Annotated in this window: 13 protein-coding genes, 2 pseudogenes and 1 riboswitch; of the genes and pseudogenes, 5 read left to right on the top strand and 10 right to left on the bottom strand. The window is 38.0% G+C overall.

All coding sequences use genetic code 11. The features are described 5' to 3' along the window. Positions 1-109: 109 nt before the first annotated feature. The gene (locus BN1206_RS03920) at positions 110-1,720 is read left to right on the top strand and encodes an Mbeg1-like protein (RefSeq protein WP_052542936.1); all 1,611 of its coding nucleotides are present in this window, start codon (positions 110-112) and stop codon (positions 1,718-1,720) included. 174 nt (positions 1,721-1,894) lie between these two features. On the opposite strand, the pseudogene BN1206_RS10310 reads toward BN1206_RS03920, so the two are convergent. After that, positions 1,895-1,960, bottom strand: a pseudogene (locus BN1206_RS10310) (integrase); the annotation flags it as partial. Between BN1206_RS10310 and BN1206_RS10005 the strand changes: the two are divergent. Continuing rightward, positions 1,955-2,404 (top strand): MarR family winged helix-turn-helix transcriptional regulator, encoded by a 450-nt coding sequence (locus BN1206_RS10005; protein WP_014565750.1) that lies wholly within the window; start codon positions 1,955-1,957, stop codon positions 2,402-2,404. The pseudogene BN1206_RS10310 and the gene BN1206_RS10005 overlap by 6 nt on opposite strands. Positions 2,405-2,413: 9 nt before the next feature. Further along, positions 2,414-3,997, top strand: a pseudogene (locus BN1206_RS03910) (ABC transporter ATP-binding protein). A 42-nt stretch (positions 3,998-4,039) separates the two neighbouring features. On the opposite strand, the gene BN1206_RS03905 reads toward BN1206_RS03910, so the two are convergent. The 8 genes from BN1206_RS03905 to lysA form a co-directional block, all read right to left on the bottom strand. Further along, positions 4,040-5,098: a serine hydrolase domain-containing protein gene (locus BN1206_RS03905; protein WP_369792931.1), complete on the bottom strand. Its 1,059-nt coding sequence runs from the start codon at positions 5,096-5,098 to the stop codon at positions 4,040-4,042. 129 nt (positions 5,099-5,227) lie between these two features. Further along, positions 5,228-6,286 (bottom strand): aspartate-semialdehyde dehydrogenase, encoded by a 1,059-nt coding sequence (locus tag BN1206_RS03900; protein ID WP_013641764.1) that lies wholly within the window; start codon positions 6,284-6,286, stop codon positions 5,228-5,230. Further along, positions 6,286-7,461 (bottom strand): aminotransferase class I/II-fold pyridoxal phosphate-dependent enzyme, encoded by a 1,176-nt coding sequence (locus BN1206_RS03895; protein ID WP_014565749.1) that lies wholly within the window; start codon positions 7,459-7,461, stop codon positions 6,286-6,288. Before BN1206_RS03895 ends, BN1206_RS03900 begins: the two co-directional genes overlap by 1 nt. Positions 7,462-7,473: 12 nt before the next feature. After that, entirely contained in the window at positions 7,474-8,253 is a 780-nt protein-coding gene (gene dapB, locus BN1206_RS03890; protein WP_014565748.1) for a 4-hydroxy-tetrahydrodipicolinate reductase, read from the bottom strand. Further along, the gene (gene dapA, locus BN1206_RS03885) at positions 8,246-9,181 is read right to left on the bottom strand and encodes a 4-hydroxy-tetrahydrodipicolinate synthase (RefSeq protein ID WP_014565747.1); all 936 of its coding nucleotides are present in this window, start codon (positions 9,179-9,181) and stop codon (positions 8,246-8,248) included. The genes dapB and dapA overlap by 8 nt, the downstream gene beginning before the upstream one ends. 1 nt (position 9,182) lies before the next feature. Next, the gene (locus BN1206_RS03880) at positions 9,183-10,337 is read right to left on the bottom strand and encodes an N-acetyldiaminopimelate deacetylase (protein WP_022087727.1); all 1,155 of its coding nucleotides are present in this window, start codon (positions 10,335-10,337) and stop codon (positions 9,183-9,185) included. A 1-nt stretch (position 10,338) separates the two neighbouring features. Next, a complete protein-coding gene (gene dapD, locus BN1206_RS03875; protein ID WP_013641760.1) occupies positions 10,339-11,049 on the bottom strand; it encodes a 2,3,4,5-tetrahydropyridine-2,6-dicarboxylate N-acetyltransferase in 711 nt (236 codons plus the stop codon). A gap of 28 nt (positions 11,050-11,077) precedes the next feature. Next, positions 11,078-12,388 carry a diaminopimelate decarboxylase gene (gene lysA, locus BN1206_RS03870; RefSeq protein ID WP_052542934.1) on the bottom strand — a complete coding sequence of 437 codons (1,311 nt, stop codon included), beginning with the start codon at positions 12,386-12,388 and terminating at the stop codon, positions 11,078-11,080. Between the two features lie 91 nt (positions 12,389-12,479). After that, a riboswitch (Lysine riboswitch) is annotated at positions 12,480-12,650 on the bottom strand. A 218-nt stretch (positions 12,651-12,868) separates the two neighbouring features. On the opposite strand from lysA, the gene BN1206_RS03865 reads away from it, so the two are divergent. Together BN1206_RS03865 and dapF are read left to right on the top strand one after the other, a co-directional pair. Next, complete coding sequence (locus BN1206_RS03865; protein WP_013641759.1) at positions 12,869-14,224, top strand: aspartate kinase; 1,356 nt, start codon at positions 12,869-12,871, stop codon at positions 14,222-14,224. Positions 14,225-14,235: 11 nt separating this feature from the next. Continuing rightward, the gene (dapF, locus tag BN1206_RS03860) at positions 14,236-15,240 is read left to right on the top strand and encodes a diaminopimelate epimerase (RefSeq protein WP_013641758.1); all 1,005 of its coding nucleotides are present in this window, start codon (positions 14,236-14,238) and stop codon (positions 15,238-15,240) included. A 40-nt stretch (positions 15,241-15,280) separates the two neighbouring features. Here the strand turns inward: dapF and yjeM are convergent, their stop codons facing one another. Next, positions 15,281-16,792 (bottom strand): glutamate/gamma-aminobutyrate family transporter YjeM, encoded by a 1,512-nt coding sequence (gene yjeM / locus BN1206_RS03855; RefSeq protein ID WP_013437668.1) that lies wholly within the window; start codon positions 16,790-16,792, stop codon positions 15,281-15,283. Between the last annotated feature and the right edge of the window lie 95 nt (positions 16,793-16,887).

Here is a 16,887-nt window from a genome sequence, read left to right as displayed (position 1 = left end):
TTTAAGATCTTTTGAAATTTATGCCAAAAGGTCTTTTTTATACACTATCTTTAAACAGTTAAGTTAAAATTGATATAGGAGTTATTTTATTCAATTGAAGATGGTAGAAATGTATCCAGACAATAATATTCTTACATACCTAAAATGGCGGGGCGACGTTGATTTTAGCACATCACCTTTTAATGACATCGACGCCCTCGTCTTATCTATTTTTTCATATCTAGAATTACCAGATATTGTTGATAGTGGCAGTAAAACAATTACACTTGAAAAAGCCGCTAAAATCTATTTTACCGCAGATCATGAACGGACTGACGCTAAGCAATACCAAGATCTATTTAAATTAATGGCTAAAGCCGACAGATTCAAAGACGCAGAATTATCGTATTTTGTCAGCACCTTAACCGAACACACACAGTTTAGTGCCATTAAGATTGCATTAACTGACGGCACAAACTTCATTGCCTTCCGTGGTACCGATGATTCATTAATTGGCTGGAAGGAAGACTTTGAAATTAGTTTCAAGGTTACGATTGCCCAAAGACAAGCCGTCAAACTGCTTGAAAGGATTCTGAACGCAGACAACGAAGACTATTATTTAGGTGGTCACTCTAAAGGTGGTAACTTAGCCGAATACGCAGCGATTAATATGGAACCAAAATTGCGCAAGCGTATCAAACGCATTTATACTTTTGACTCACCTGGTATCGCCGAAGAAGTTGGTGCACAATTGCCAAGAAAATATCTGCAAAATACTTTGCGTCGGTTTGTGCCAGAATTCAGCGTTATTGGTCGTTTGTTTGAACCAGAAGGTATCAATCCTACAATCGTTAATAGTACGAGAAAGAACCTGAGTCAACATGATGCCTACAGCTGGCAGATTATTGGTTCTAATTTTGATACCAAAAGACACCGTAATCCTCAGTCACGCGTCTATAACCAATTAATCAATCAATGGATTGGTAATGCCACCTTAAAAGAGCGTGAATCATTGACTAACGATCTTTTCTCAGCTTTAGGTGCCGGTGGCGCTACTAAAATCAATGAATTGGCCAACAACGGCTTCGGTGGATTCGGTGCGATTTTGATTTCCTTAACTGACTCATCTAGACGAACCAGATTCGTATTTGGATCACTATTTTCATCGATTTGGCAAACAATTAAGAGTCGACAAATTATTAAGACGCTCTTTTCTACTGATACTATTGTTGGTTGGATCTTAGTTATCCTTGGTATTATCAGTTTGACTTTGCCACAATACGCTGTACGAGCATTTGGTGCGCTGGTTGCCTTCACTGGTATTGGCTTCAGCGTGCATCAGATATTGAATACTGCTAAGTCTCAGTTAAAAGATAGACAGAAGAATTTCTTTATTATCTCTTACTTAGTTGTATTTGCGCTTTCAACGGCATTGATTTCGAATAATCGCCTTTTAATCTTTTTAGCACACTATTTCTTAGGACTATTTTTGATCATCTACTCCTACGTTCGACTCAGAAGTATCATTTTGCGGCGGATACCTGGAGTATTTCGTAAAATCATAGTAGGCATCGAAGCGATCATTGCCTTTGCTTTAGGGATTGTCGTCATTGTAAATCCAAGAGCATTCGATCGCAAGTCAATCATTGCCATTGGTATTTTGTTAATTGTATATGGCTTCTTTAAGCTGATTGGTGAGTTATTCAGCCAGCGGCCTAAGATGCCAAAAAGTCATAGATAGACAAAAAGAAGAGTTTAATAACTCTTCTTTTTTATTGATCAAATATTATAAATAACTCCTACTAAACTAGCTAAAGCTAAGGCCCAGATAAATCCTATAAGTAAGGCTAAGAAAGAGGCCACAGTTTTATTTGTCTTTTTAGCCTGAATTGTCAATTTAAGTGCAACAGTTAGGTTATGAAGAGATATATTGCTTGAAGAGTTCTTCTGCCGTGTGATATTGGAGGATTCGGCGATGCTTAGACTCAAATCCAAGATAACAGCTAAGGATTTAAGTTATATTTTAGGTATCAGACAGCAATCTTTAAATGAAACGTTGCAAAAGCTAGAAAAAGAAGGCTACATTGTACGTACCCCATCCCCTAAAGATCGGCACGTCATGCTAATTAGTCTTACTGAAAAAGGTAATGAAATAAAGTCCGTACAACATGATTGTTTAGATGTACTTGATGAATTTTTTGATGAGGAATTAAAGCAATTCACAAGTTACATCGATCGCCTGTGTAAAGCCTGTGATCAACAAATTAAAACTATTGCTAGTCCCGAAGATGAAGCACGTTTTGACGAATTTCACGAGCAGATGCTCAACATGCGTAACAAAATAGGCAGTGAAAATTTCCAAAAAATGATGCGTCACAGTCGTGAAATGCCATTTGATGGTCTATTCCATCACCCATTTGACTAGGAGTTTTTTATGGATAGAAAACAAAATAATTTTAGCTTTAAAGACTTCTTCAGTCTGATCAACCAAATTTATCCTAAATATTGGCAACTTGTTGTGGGAATCATTCTTGGTTTTATTTCAACTGGAGCCAGCCTTTTTGTACCACAGCTTGCGCAAATAATTTTAAACACATCAGCACCAATCTGGTGGCCATTACTGCCATCATATTTATCGGTGGCCTAATCGTCGGCGCTCTTTACGGTTTAATCCTCGGCATTTTTGGTGAAGATGTAGTTGCTAAGTTGAGAAAAACGCTCTGGCAAAAACTGCTTCATTTGCCGATAAAATACTTTGACAATACCAAGACAGGTGAAATTAGTTCACGTTTATCGCCGTTCCACTGGTAGTTGTGGCTCTACTCCCAATCATGCAACAATCACGTAAAATCGGCCGTAAGCGCCAGGACGAACTAGCCAACTTTTCAAGCGATTCTACCAGTGTTTTAAGCGAAATTAGATTAGTTAAGTCTTCCAAAGGTGAACCAAAAGAGTTAAACGTTGGAAGCAATCGGATTTCTAGCCTCTACGGTATTGGTGTCAAAGAAGCATTCATTAATTCTTTAACCCAGCCAATTATTAATATGATGATGCTTTTATTCTTGGGAATTCTCGGCTACGGTGCAATCCGAGTAATGAATGGCTCACTTACGATGGGCACTTTAGTTTCATTTTTAATGAACCTCTTCCAAATCATTAGTCCAGTAATTATCATCAGCCAATTCTTCAACGAATTATCTAAGACAAGTGGTTTAACTCAGCGGATCAATTAAATGCTCAATGAACTGAAGAAATTGCTCAAGATGAGCAAAATGTAGATATCACCAACAAAGAACTTAAATTCGAACACGTCGATTTTTCCTACAAAGATGGCAAGCCAATCCTGCATGATATCAATGTTCAAGCCAAACCTAACACGGTCGTTGCCTTTGCCGGCCCTTCAGGAGGCGGCAAATCTACTATTTTTTCATTAATTGAACGTTTTTACAAACCAACTGCTGGTGAGATTACGATTGGCGGAGAAAATATTGATGAAATCAGTTTGGAAAATTGACGTAAACAAATTGGATTAGTTGGTCAAAATTCCGCTGTCATGCCGGGTACTATTCGTGAAAACTTGCTTTACGGGTTAGAACGTGAAGTTAGCGACGATGAATTATGGCAGGCACTTGATATGGCCTATGCCAAAAACTTTGTTCAAGAAATGGATGATCAATTAGACACTCAAATTGGTGAACGCGGAATTAAGCTTTCTGGCGGTCAAAGACAGCGAATTGCAATCGCCCGTGCCTTCTTGCGCAATCCCAAGATCTTAATGCTTGATGAGGCAACCGCCAGCCTTGACTCAGAATCCGAAGCAATGGTGCAAAAGGCCTTAAGTAGTCTGATGAAAGACAGAACCACTTTAGTTATCGCCCACCGTTTAAGTACAATCGTTGATGCTGATACGATCTATTTCATCGACCATGGCACCGTCTCTGGATCAGGAAAGCATGAAGAATTAATCAAATCTACTCCACTTTACGCAGAATATGTAAAGAATCAATTTAAGAAATAATCAAAAAGAGCTCAGTTCAAATGAACTGAGTTTTTTTGAGTGCTATCTTTTAATAAAAGTACCAGACTTGATGTGCTTTAAAATACCATAGCCAACACTCTTAATATGATTCTTGCTGCCATATGGTTGATTCAAGAACATCACAATCCCGTTCTTATTGTCCTTGGTCAATTGCATCCAGTTAACAAAGTGCGTATCGCCAAAGTTACCATATGCCAATTTTAAGGTGCCACCCTTCTTAAGATAAAAACCACCTGAATAGGTATTTACCTTAGAGTCTAAATGTGCCATGTAACTAAATTGGTTAGCTGATAAGATCTTGCCGTTATACATCCCTTGTTGAATCTTGTAATAATCGCCTGCAGTAGAGAACATATTGCCAGCACCAGGAAGCTGAGACACTACATTGGCATTTGCGTAGGCTGCACTACGATAGTTTTTACCATTGCGATACAAATATGAAATGGCATCAGTCTTTGAACGTGGAATGCTCTTATAAATATAAGTATGGCATAAGTGCAATGGCTTAATGATTCTGCTCTTTAGGTTAGCCGCATATGATTTACCAGTAACATTACGAATAATTCCCGCTAATAAAACATAATTAGCATTATTATAGTTAAAACTATTTAATCCAGTATTACCTGACAAATTTGCTCTGGCAACGGTCCAATTAATTGCGCCACTTTCAGAGAATCTGACGCCGTAACTTGATTCTGTACCACTCACATTAATGCCTGAAGTATGGGTCATTAATTGACCTACTGTAATCTTAGAAGAATTTTTTAATAATGGATACCAACGAGAAATCTTGGTGTTCTGTGAAAACTTACCTTTATAAATAAGTTGTGTAATCATGGCCGCTGTAACCATTTTTTGTAGTGAGCCAACTGGATAAACCAACTTGCTGCTGCCATTTTTTAGATGACGCTTATAATAGCCGTACCCTATATTAACAGTCTGACGATGACCATTTTTTACGATAACGATTGAACCACGTAAATGGTTTTTCCTCATTGTTTTCTGGGCATAGCTACGCAATTGCTTATTACTATAAGCCGCCTTTATCGATTGTGTATTAAATAAACCGCAAAAGACAATGACTAATGCGGTTAAAAATAACCAGAATTGTTTCTTATGTTTCAAAATAAAGTACCCTCTTTGTCTTAAATCCTGGACTATTTTACCACAAAGAAAAAAAGCACCTAAGTGCTTTTTTCATATTTTCAATTAAATCAAGTTCATCTTAACCAAGTATTCCGCATTTTCAACGGTATTCCAAGCAGCACCCTTAAGCAGGTTATCTGCTACGACCCACATGTTAAATGCGCCTTTGTTTTCATAATCTGGACGAATACGACCTACAAAAGTCTCGCGCTTGCCTTCTGCGTTAATTGGTTGTGGGTAAATTTGATGCTTAATATCATCTTGTAAAACCACACCTGGGAAGTTTGCGACAGCATCCATGATATCTTGCGCAGTAGCACTTTCATCTTCAACAGTGAAGTAAACACTTTCGCCGTGGGCAATTGGCACAGGAACTCTAACACAAGTGGCGGTTACCTTGATGTCCTTAGCATTCATATCGCCTAACATAATTTTCTTAGTTTCGTGAATCATCTTCCACTCTTCATGTGAATAGCCACTGTCTTCTAAGACATCGATTTGTGGCAATAAGTTAAATGCCAATGGATAATGCTTCTTGTCACCCTTAGTTGGTAAAATTTGGGCGTCTTTTTGCATATCCTTGCCATCTAAGTAATCTTGCGCTTCCTTCTTTAATTCATTAATGGCAGCTTGACCAGCACCAGAAGCAGCTTGATAAGTTGAAACAATAATTTGCTTTAAACCAAATTTTCTTCTGATTGGTTCAAGAGCCATCACCATTTGAATTGTAGAACAGTTTGGATTGGCAATAATGCCATGATGAGTCTTCAATGCCTCAGGGTTAACTTCTGGCACAACTAATGGCACGTCTTCTTCCATTCTGAAGGCACTAGTATTGTCGACACAAACTGCACCTCTTTTAACAGCTTCTGGTAAAAACTTCTTAGAAACGGAGCCACCTGCTGAAGATAAAACTAAATCGATACCATCAAAAGAATCAGGCGTAGTTTCTTCAACGGTTAAATCTTGATTTCTAAATTTTAAAACAGTACCTGCTGAACGACTAGAAGCTAATAACTTGACGCTTTTTACTGGAATGGTTGACTTAGCTAATTGATCAATCATTCTTCTACCAACAGCACCAGTAGCACCTAAAATTGCAACATTATATTCCTTAACCATTATTCGTCCTCTTGTAAAAATTTCTTCATTCGCTTCATTGCTTCATGCAAGTTTTCATCACTTGATGCATAAGATAATCTGACATAGCCTTCACCACCAGGGCCAAATGCGCTGCCTGGAGTGATGCCTACCTTTTCTTTAAAAGCTAGATCCAACGCAAATTGCATATCATCTTGACCATATTTAGCGGGAATTTTAGCAAAGATGTAGAAAGCACCATCAGGTTTAACTGCTTGCATCCCCATCTCGGCTAATTTCTTTAAAACATAATCGCGTCGTTTTTGATAAACCACACGATATTGTTCTGGATCATCTAACCCATGCTCAAGTGCTTCAATTGCGGCAGCTTGTGATGAATCCGTCGTAGTCGTGACCATAAGACCATGAACTTTACCAATTTCTGCCATAATTTTTGCAGGTCCGGCAACATAGCCTAAACGATAACCAGTCATCGCATGTGATTTAGATAAACCAGAGATATAAATTGCTCTTTCTGGAATTAAGCTGGCAATTGAAAAGTGTTTTACACCGTAAGTCAAAGTACTGTAAATTTCATCTGTAATAACATACAAATGATTTTCTTCAATTACCTTAGCTAAAGCTCTGATTTCATCTTCGCTATATTCAACTCCAGTTGGGTTGGTTGGATAATTCAAAATCACAGCTTTAATTGTCGGATTTTCTTTAATCGTTTCCTTTAATTTTTGTGGCGTTAACTTAAAACCATCCTTTGCCGTATTCATCAAAATATAATCGGCATCAGCCAGCGTAGCTACAGGCCAATACAATGAGAAAACCGGCGTAGGAATAGCAATCTTATCACCTGGATTGGTAATCGCATATAAAGTGGCATTAATCGCTTCCGTTGCTCCAACTGTTACTACGATTTCTGTTTCTGGATCATAATCAATGCCAGTTGCTTTTTTCAAATATTTACTGATGGCTTTTCTTAATTCAAGCTTTCCTTTTTGTGGAGCATAGTGAGAATCGTTATCTGCAATACTCTTGATCGCTGCCTGTTTGACATGCTCTGGAGTATTCATATCCGGTTCACCTAAGGTCAACTTGATAATGCCAGGAATAGTTGAAACTTTATTGTCGAAGATTCTAATTCCTGAAGCTTTTACGTTAGCAATCTTTTTGCTTAATCCTAAATCATTAGCTAATTCTGGCATAGGTTTCTCCTTTTATAAAATGTTTTCTAGTCCAACTACCAACTCATCGAGTTGATCAACTTTTTCTAAGGCTACTTTAACGCCGCCCATAAAACTTTCACGGTCAAAAGAATCTTGTCTGATAGTCAAGGCTTCACCAGGTCCACCAAACAAAACTTGTTCATGTGCAATATAGCCCGGCAAACGAACTGAGTGAATCTTAATCCCTTGATAATCTCCACCACGGACATTTTCTAAAGTTTCTACTTCATCTGGTGCCGTTTCATGTTCTGGTCTGTTTTGGGCAATCATCTTGGCAGTAGCTAAAGCAGTTCCTGATGGAGCATCCTTTTTATCTGCATGGTGCATTTCAATAATTTCAGCATCAGGGAAATATTTAGCCGCTTCTTTAGCAAATTTCATTAAAAGTACGGCTGACATGCCGAAGTTTGGTGCAATCAGGCCACCTACTTTTTCTTTTTGCGAAATTTTAATTAATTCTGCTTCTTGCTCATCGCTCATTCCAGTTGTACCAACTACTGGAGAAATATGATGCTCTAAAGCAAATTTAACATTGTCATATACGGCTTTAGGCGTAGTAAAATCAATCCAAATATCTGCTGCTAGATCAGGAATTTCAGCTAAACTTTGATAAATTTTAGCCCCTGCTGGTAAATTGTATTTTTGCGGATCGTTTGTAGCTGTGGGTGACATCCCCGCAACTAATTCAAAGTTATCTAAGCTATTCACCAAATTGACGGCTTTTTGTCCCATCGCACCAGTAAAACCAGCAACTAATACTTTTTTAGTCATCTTCTAGTTCCTTTCCTAAATCAAGTGGTAACTTTTGCATTAAAGCATTATCAGCTAAGCCTAAATGCTTTGCCAAACTTGTTTTTTCATCATCATTTAAACTTACTAGTGGCAAGCGGCAGCCACCCATATCAAAGCCTTGAGCACTAAGTACAGCCTTAACTGGTGAAGGTGATGGATACATAAATAATGCTTGCATCTTTGGTGTTAACCAACGCTGAATTTTTGCGGCCTTTGGATAATTTCCTTCATATAAGGAGTCGTACATTTGACGCATTTCCTTAGTATAAATGTGACTTGCAACTGAAATAACGCCGTTAGCACCTAGAAGACGTGCGGTTAAAGCCTGAGTATCTTCTCCTGTAAAGACTTGGAAATCATCATCTTTATGATCAATGATGTATTCTAATTCTTCCAAAGAGGCACATTGTTTGATTCCTTTAATATTCTTCAAATGCGATAATTGAACGATGGTCTCTTTTTCCATCTTGACGCCAGTTCTGCCTGGAATGTTGTAAATAATGATTGGCATTTGCGTCTTGTCATTAACAGCAGTAAAGTGAGCAATCATGCTACGTTGGTTGGGTTTATTGTAAGGTGGCACAACCACTAAGGCATAATCAATGCCATCGATTTTTGCCACTTCATTAGTAAATTTAATCGTTTCTTCCGTGTTATTGCTTCCTGTACCAGCAATAACAGGTACACGGCCATTAACAATTTGACCAAAATGTTTGTACAAAGATATTTTTTCATCATGACTAAGAGTAGGAGTTTCTCCAGTTGTTCCTCCCACAACAAAGCCATTGCATCCCAAATTGATTAAACGATTGACTAATTTTTCTAAAACGTCAAAGTCAATTTCATTATTTTCGTCAAAAGGCGTTGCAATCGCCGTTAATAAATCAGAATCAATTAATGTAGCCATCTTATTTCTCCATTCTACTAATTAAAAATCCCTTAATTGTATCAACGCCGCGCTGAATGCTCTTTTCATCCGGATTAAGCGTAGCTGAATGAAGTTCCGAATCAGGATCACCCACGCCTAGCCAAAACATCGTTCCTGGAAACTTGGCAAGCAAGAAGCCGAAGTCTTCTCCAGTCATTTTGGGTTCGGTCTCAATGTAATTAACATCCTTATTTTCTTTCATATAAGAAATAAAGTTTTGCGTTAATTTTGGATCATTTTCAACAGGCCAGTAGCCTCCTTGATTTAAGTCTAATTTAACTTGCATATTGTAGCTGCGAGCAATTCCTTCACATAGGTCGCGCAGTCTTTGATCAATTTTTAAGATCATTTCTTGCGTTAAGCCCCGCAGGGTTCCTTCAATTCTCGTGTGACCAGCAATCACATTTCTAATTGTACCTGCTTCAACTTTACCTAACGTAATTACGCCACTTTGAATTGGATCAATACTGCGTGAAATAATCGTTTGGATCTGCATAATCAAACTAGCTGCCGCAACAACCGTGTCATTAGCGTTTTGAGGGAAGGCAGCGTGACCGCCTTTACCAAAAAGATCGACGTTGATCTCGGTAGTTCCTGCAAACAAAGTACCCATTCGGCAGCCAATGCTCCCAGCTGGCAGGGCTGGATTATCGTGTAAGCCATAAAATTCATTGGGTTTAAATTTCCCTTGGAAAATACCCTTTTCATAGGCCTGCTTGCCACCACTTTCACTTTCTTCAGCCGGTTGGAAGAAAAACAGCAGGTTATCTTTTGGTTGCTGTTCACTAAAGTAGCTCAGTAGCCCTATTGCTACACTCATATGAATATCATGACCACAGGCATGCATTATGCCAGGAGTTTTTGAAGAAAATGGCAAACCTGTTTTTTCAGTAACTGGCAAAGCATCGATATCTGTTCGATAACCAATTGTTCGTTTAGGATCCTTGCCTTTGACTAAAACCAATAACGCTGTTGGTAAGCTTTCCGGTGTTTTGATCGTTAAATAATCTTGTTTAAAATTTTGAATTACTTCCAATAAATATGCATGAGTTTCTTTTTCCTGTAAGGCAAGTTCAGGAATTTCATGCAAATGTCTTCTTATTTTAATTAATTCATCTTCAGTTAAAACTGCCATGTTAAATCTTTCTTAGATCATCCTCAAGACCAGTCTTACTCTCGGTCTTTTCGTCAACTTTCTTAATCACTCTAGCAGGAACACCAGCTACCATCGTATGTGGAGCAACATCCTTAGTAACCACAGCACCAGCCGCAATTACGGCACCTTCACCGACATGAACTCCTTCGATTACTACGGCATTGGCTCCCATAACTACATTATCTTCAATTACAACTGGTTTAGCTGAAGCAGGTTCGATGACACCAGCCAAAACACTACCAGCTCCAATATGACAATGTTTACCAACAATGGCACGGCCACCTAAGACGGTACCCATATCGATCATCGTATCATCTCCGATTTCTGCACCGATGTTAATAATGGCCCCCATCATAATTACGGCATTTTTACCAATTGCTACTCGATCACGAATGATTGCACCGGGTTCAATTCGAGCATCAAACTTCTTTAAATCAACTAATGGAACAGCTGAATTTCTAGCTTCATTTTCGATGTGATAATCAGTAATCAGGGCTTTATTTTCCTTTAAAAATGGTTCAACGTCTTTCCAGTCGCCAAAAATCACACCAAAATCTTTTTCGGTAAAGTTCTCAATTTCTTCAGGGAAATCAAGTTGATCAATCTCGCCTTTAATAAAAACTTTTACCGGCGTCTTCTTTGGTGCATTGCCAATGTATTCAATAATGCTTTTTGCGTCTAATTCTGACATGCTTTTACCTTCCTATTATTTATTTTTATTAATCTTCATATGATTGATCTAAGTGGACTAAGTCTTCTAAGCTTTCTCTTTTGATAACTAGTTTTGCCTTGCAATTTTCGACAAAGACAACTGCTGGACGAGGATTACGATTATAGTTTGAAGCCATTGAATAACCATATGCTCCAGCATCAAGCATGGCCAACAATGAACCTGATTTGGTAGCTGGAAGTGCTTGATCCTCTGCTAAAATATCGCCGCTCTCACAATATTTACCAGCAATTCTGACATGCTCAGTAAGTGGAGCTTTCGGATCTGTGGCCAAAACTGTTTCGTATTTTGCACCATATAATGCTGGACGAATGTTGTCTCCCATTCCGCCATCGACAGTGACATATGGACGATAACCTGGAACTACCTTGCGACTGCCTGTCGTGTACAAGTTATAGCCAGCAGGGCCAACTATTGAACGACCTGGTTCAATATCAATTTCTGGTACTGGAAATGCAGCTTCCTTAGCTTCTTTTTTGATCGTTTCAACGATTGCTTGAACGAATTCTTCAGGTTTTAATGGATTATCTTCAGCGGTATATTTAATGCCAAATCCGCCGCCCACATTGATCACCTTGGCTGTATAGCCGTATTGGCTACGCCAATTTTCAGCTACTTCCATCAATTTTTTAGCAGCCATCTCAAAGCCATTTAATTCAAAAATTTGTGATCCAATATGAGCATGAATCCCAACCATATTCATTCTAGAATTAGCTAAAACCTGTTCTAGAGCCAAATCGGCTTGGCCTGATTCAAGATCAAAGCCGAACTTGCTATCCACCTGACCAGTTTGATCGTATTCATGCGTATGAGCTGAGATGCCTGGTGTGATTCTCAACATCACATTAATTTTGGCATCTTGTTCACGAAGCACCTTGTCCAATAATTTAATCTCATGGAAGTTATCGATAATAATTTTGCCTACATGATTTTTAACGGCCATTTCAATTTCAAACAATGATTTATTGTTGCCGTGAAAACTAATTCGTTCTGTAGGGAAATTAGCCTTTAATGCAGTATAAAGTTCTCCTGCTGAAACGACATCAGTATATGCTCCCTCTTCATTAGCTACTTGATACATCGCAATACAAGCAAAAGCTTTGCTGGCGTAACTAACTGCGTAAGCAACTTTTTCTTTTTCAAATACCTTTTTAAAAGCTCTGATTTGATTGCGAATCTGTTCAACATCATACACTACTAGTGGCGTACCATACTTTTGAGCTAACTCCACCGTATCGACACCACCAATAGTTAAATGTCCTTTTTCATTGATCTGATTTGCTAAAATTTGAGGATTCATGTTTCTGCTCCATTCTTATTTTGCCGAAACGCTAATCAAAAAATCCATTGTCTGCGCCAAACAAACAATGGATTAGTTTTTGCTTAATCTAATGGTCGATAGCGCTCCGCGATTAATTCGCGACAGTTCGCAACCTCTTCGATTGCGACCCAGCTTAATTCTTTGGCTTGAATAAGCTTCGGCAACTTCCCCTTTCACAATTAATCTTCATTGTGCCTAACTCATAATTGCTACTCTTGTCAGCTGCACCTCTATGATTTAACTGTAGTCTACAGTTTTATGAAATTTTAGTCAACAATTTTATTATAAAAATTTAATTTAATTTATATTTACATTATTATTCACGTTATTTTTGCACTTGATATTATCGCTATTTAGTTGCATGATTAAAAAATAATGCTAAAATTCAACTAAAATTTAGTCTAACTTTATTATTTCAAATTAATGATTTTTGAAAATCATTACTAAGGAGTTAATTTTATGAAAGTCGTAAAATTTGGAGGCAGTTCTTTAGCCAGTGGCTCTAGTGTTGAGCAAGCATTAAATATTATTTTAAGTGATCCTCAAAGACAAGTTATCGTAGTTTCCGCACCAGGAAAACGAGAAAGTGGCGATATCAAAGTCACCGATCTTTTAATTAAATATGCAAACGAAGTCTTAAATAAACAAGATACAACTGAAATCGTTAAGCAAATTTTCGCTCGTTATCAAGAAATTGGACATTACTTTGGTCTAAGCGATCAAAAGTTGCAAGTAATTAAAGATATTTTAGTAACTTTACCTGAGCAAACCTATCCTAATTCCGACTATTTAATGGCTGCATTTAAAGCACACGGTGAACGTCTTAACGCCCGCTTAATCGCGCTAATTTTGCAGCATAAAAATATTAAAAGTAGATTTCTTGATCCAACTGAAGCAGGTTTGATCGTTACTGGTGAACCTAATGATGCTTTGGTTAATCCAGAAAGCTATTTGAATCTTGACCAAGTAAAAATTGCTAAGGATGAGCGCATTATCTTCCCCGGTTTCTTCGGTATTACTCCATCAGGCCATATTGCCACATTTTCTCGTGGTGGTTCTGATATTACAGGAGCAATTTTAGCTCGCGGTTTTCACGCCAATTTATACGAAAACTTTACTGATGTTAACGGAATTTTCGCTGCAAATCCTAATATCGTTGACCAGCCAGAGTCAATTAAAAAGATGACCTACCGTGAAATGCGTGAATTGTCTTACGCTGGCTTCTCCGTCTTCCACGACGAGGCCTTGATTCCTGCAATTCAAGGGCAAATTCCTATCAACGTAAAAAATACACATGAACCAGAAAATCCAGGAACAATGATTGTACCTGAAAAAGACTTTGAACCTGACAACACCATTACTGGTGTAACTAGTCAAAAGCATTTCTCTGCTTTATATTTGCACAAGTATTTGCTTAACAAGGAAGCTGGTTTTACCCTGCGCATTTTGCAAATTTTATACAATCACAACGTTCCTTATGAACACATGCCATCCGGAATTGATGACATTACCATTATTTTCAACAACGACTTTTTAAATGATCAATTAATCGATCAAATTTGCAACGAAATTCAAGCAACGATCAATCCTGATCAACTCGAATGGATTGACGATTATGCTATCATCATGATTGTCGGCGAAGGGATGAAAAAAACGCATGGCGTAAGCCGTCAAATTCTAGACTCTTTAGATGAACAAGGAATTTCTCCACGCATGATCAATCAAGGTGCATCCCAAATCTCAATGATGATCGGTACCAAAAAAGAAAAAGCTGATGAAGCAGTTAAAATTATTTATCAGCAATTTTTTAATTAAGAAGGTGCAACATGGTTAAGTTATTAAAAGTACACGGCTCTCAAAATCATTTCTTTATTCTGGACCAAACCGAATTAGATAAGCCACTAACTGACGAAGAATTAAGAGACTTTACTAAAAAAATCACCAATGCTCAAATTGGTATTTTAAATGGTGCAGACGGCGTCTTAGCTATTAATAAACCCGTCCGTAAAGGCGCTTTAGCACAGATGCGGGTTATCAACGAAGACGGTAGCGAAGCTTCAATGTGTGGTAACGGTCTTAGAACTGTGGCTCGTTATTTGAGTGAAAAATACCAACAAGATCACTTCTTAGTCGATACAATGAATGCTAGCTTGCGTGTTCATAAAGAAAATGACTTTGCTAAAGACGTACCAGCTTATTCAGTTGAAATCTCGCCAGTCAGATTTAACAAAGAGGCCTTGCCCTTCACTAATTTAGGACATGACCGCATAATTGATAATTTTGTACCGGAACTTTATCCTGGTCTGCGCTTTACTTCTATTGCCGTACCTAACCCTCACCTAATTAGTTTTGTTAACCAAGAACAAATTTCTGGCCCAATTTTGGGAATCGTCGGTAAAAGATTAAATAGTGAAAATCCTTATTTCACTGATGGCGTTAATGTTAACTTTGCCCAAATTTTAGACAAAAACAAACTGTTTGTTCGTACCTATGAAAGAGGCGTTGGTTTTACCAATGCATGTGGTACCGGTATGTCGGCTACTTCATTAGCCCTTTGGTTAACTCATCCTGAAATGGTTGATACTGATTCACAAATTGATGTCTTCAACCCTGGCGGCATGGTTAAGACTAAAGTTCATTACGATAATAATGAATACTGGATTGAATTAACTGGCAACGCCACCTTTACTCATCAAATCACCATTTCTGAAAACGATTTGCATCGTAACAATTTAGAGAATGTGCAAATTTCAGAGACTAATGAGCAACAAGCCTACGAACACTTTGTAGACAGTTTGCCGAAATATAATGACATCACCACTTTAGCGTAGAAAAAAGCCTGCAAAAGCAGGCTTTTTATTTTGCTTAAATTTAATCCAAATCTTTTAGTCCATGTCTCTTTTTAGAAACGCGGTAGAAAATGTAAGCTACCAAACCAAAGAAGATTGGACCAAAAGCAGTCCAGAATGCTGTAGCATATCTGTGTTCAAGAACCGGCTGCAAAACAGTAAAGAGAATACCCGTGCAGACAATAAACTCAACAAAGACGACCAAAGCTACAGTCCATTTATAGTTTGTAAATACTCTAAATTTACGTGGATAATCCTTTTTAAGGAAGAATGGGAATGCACCAATTAAGAAAATATATGGTGCTGTGGCTGCGACATTCCCCATATCTGTCAAAATCTGATAGAAACTGGTTGCTGCACTACCACCAAAGGAAACCACTGCGATCAGCAAACATACAAAAATTGTTTGTGCCCACATTGCATTAGCTGGAATACCATGCTTGTTTAATTTGGTAGCAGCTTTAGGCCAGAGTCTTGGGTCTGAACCCATAATAAATGATTTAACTGGTGAGTAAAGCAATACGAAGAAGGCACCCATCATGCCCATTAAACCCGATAAGGCAATAGCTCTAGTGAAGACTTTACCAATCATCAAGCTAGTATGAGGGTCAAGATTCAAAGCATGACCAAACGCTTTACCCAAGGTTCCATAAACCACGTAAGTGATATTACCGGTATTGGCTCCTGTTTCAACGATATCTTTTTGATAGTTGACTGAAAAACCAGTCATAAAGATCATCAAAACATAAGAAATAATCGTAAATAAACTACCAATAATCAAACCCTTTGGGAAGTCCTTTTCTGGATGCTTCATACTATCGATTACACCACCGACAGTCTCCATACCACCATATGCAAAGACGGCATAGACAACAAAGGAAATGATTGTGATCGGAGTTTGGAAGTCCTTGTTAGGTGAGACAATAAAGCTTTGCCAGCCATTGATTGGTTGTGCTAATTGTCCGTGGTTCATAATAATTACTACTAAACTAGAAATAATGAAGACCAAATTCATTCCAATCATGAACCACCCACCAATTGAGGACATGAGCTTAATTCCAGTCATCCCTCTTGAAGAAAGATAAGTAGACAAAATCATGAATAAAATGGCCAAAACACCAATCAGTTGGGTGCCATGTAAGCCAAATAGATCCCAACTTTGAGTGGTATCTTTACCAAAAACAAGCGCAGAAATCGAAATCCATAGTCTAGATGCGCTTGAAACCAACCATAGTACCCAATTAGCAAGCCAAACAAAAGTCCCAATAAAGGCCCATTTTTCGCCAATTGAACCTGCTAACCAAGAATAAATACCCCCTTTGGCATCATGAAAGGCAGAACCATATTCCGCCATCATTAATCCAGCCGGGAAAAAGAAACAAATTCCGGCTAAAATAAACCAAATAATTCCGGCATATGTCATTTGCCGGTACGAAACAGAGACATTACCAAAACCATAAACCGTCGTAATGATCATCAAAACGAGGCTCATAGTGGTTAGTGTCTTTTTCGTCTGTGTATTTTCATCATCCAAAACAATAAACCCTCTACTTTCTGTTTACCTCCTTATTTTATCATTGATCTTTTTAACCGCATTCATTCTAATATTTGTCTTATGATACAAAAAAA

It is taken from the genome of Lactobacillus sp. OTU4228 (assembly GCF_001006945.1).
Taxonomy (GTDB): Bacteria; Bacillota; Bacilli; order Lactobacillales; family Lactobacillaceae; genus Lactobacillus; species Lactobacillus amylovorus.
Note: the sequence above shows the minus strand (reverse complement) of the source record. Positions and strands in the feature narration are given on the sequence as shown.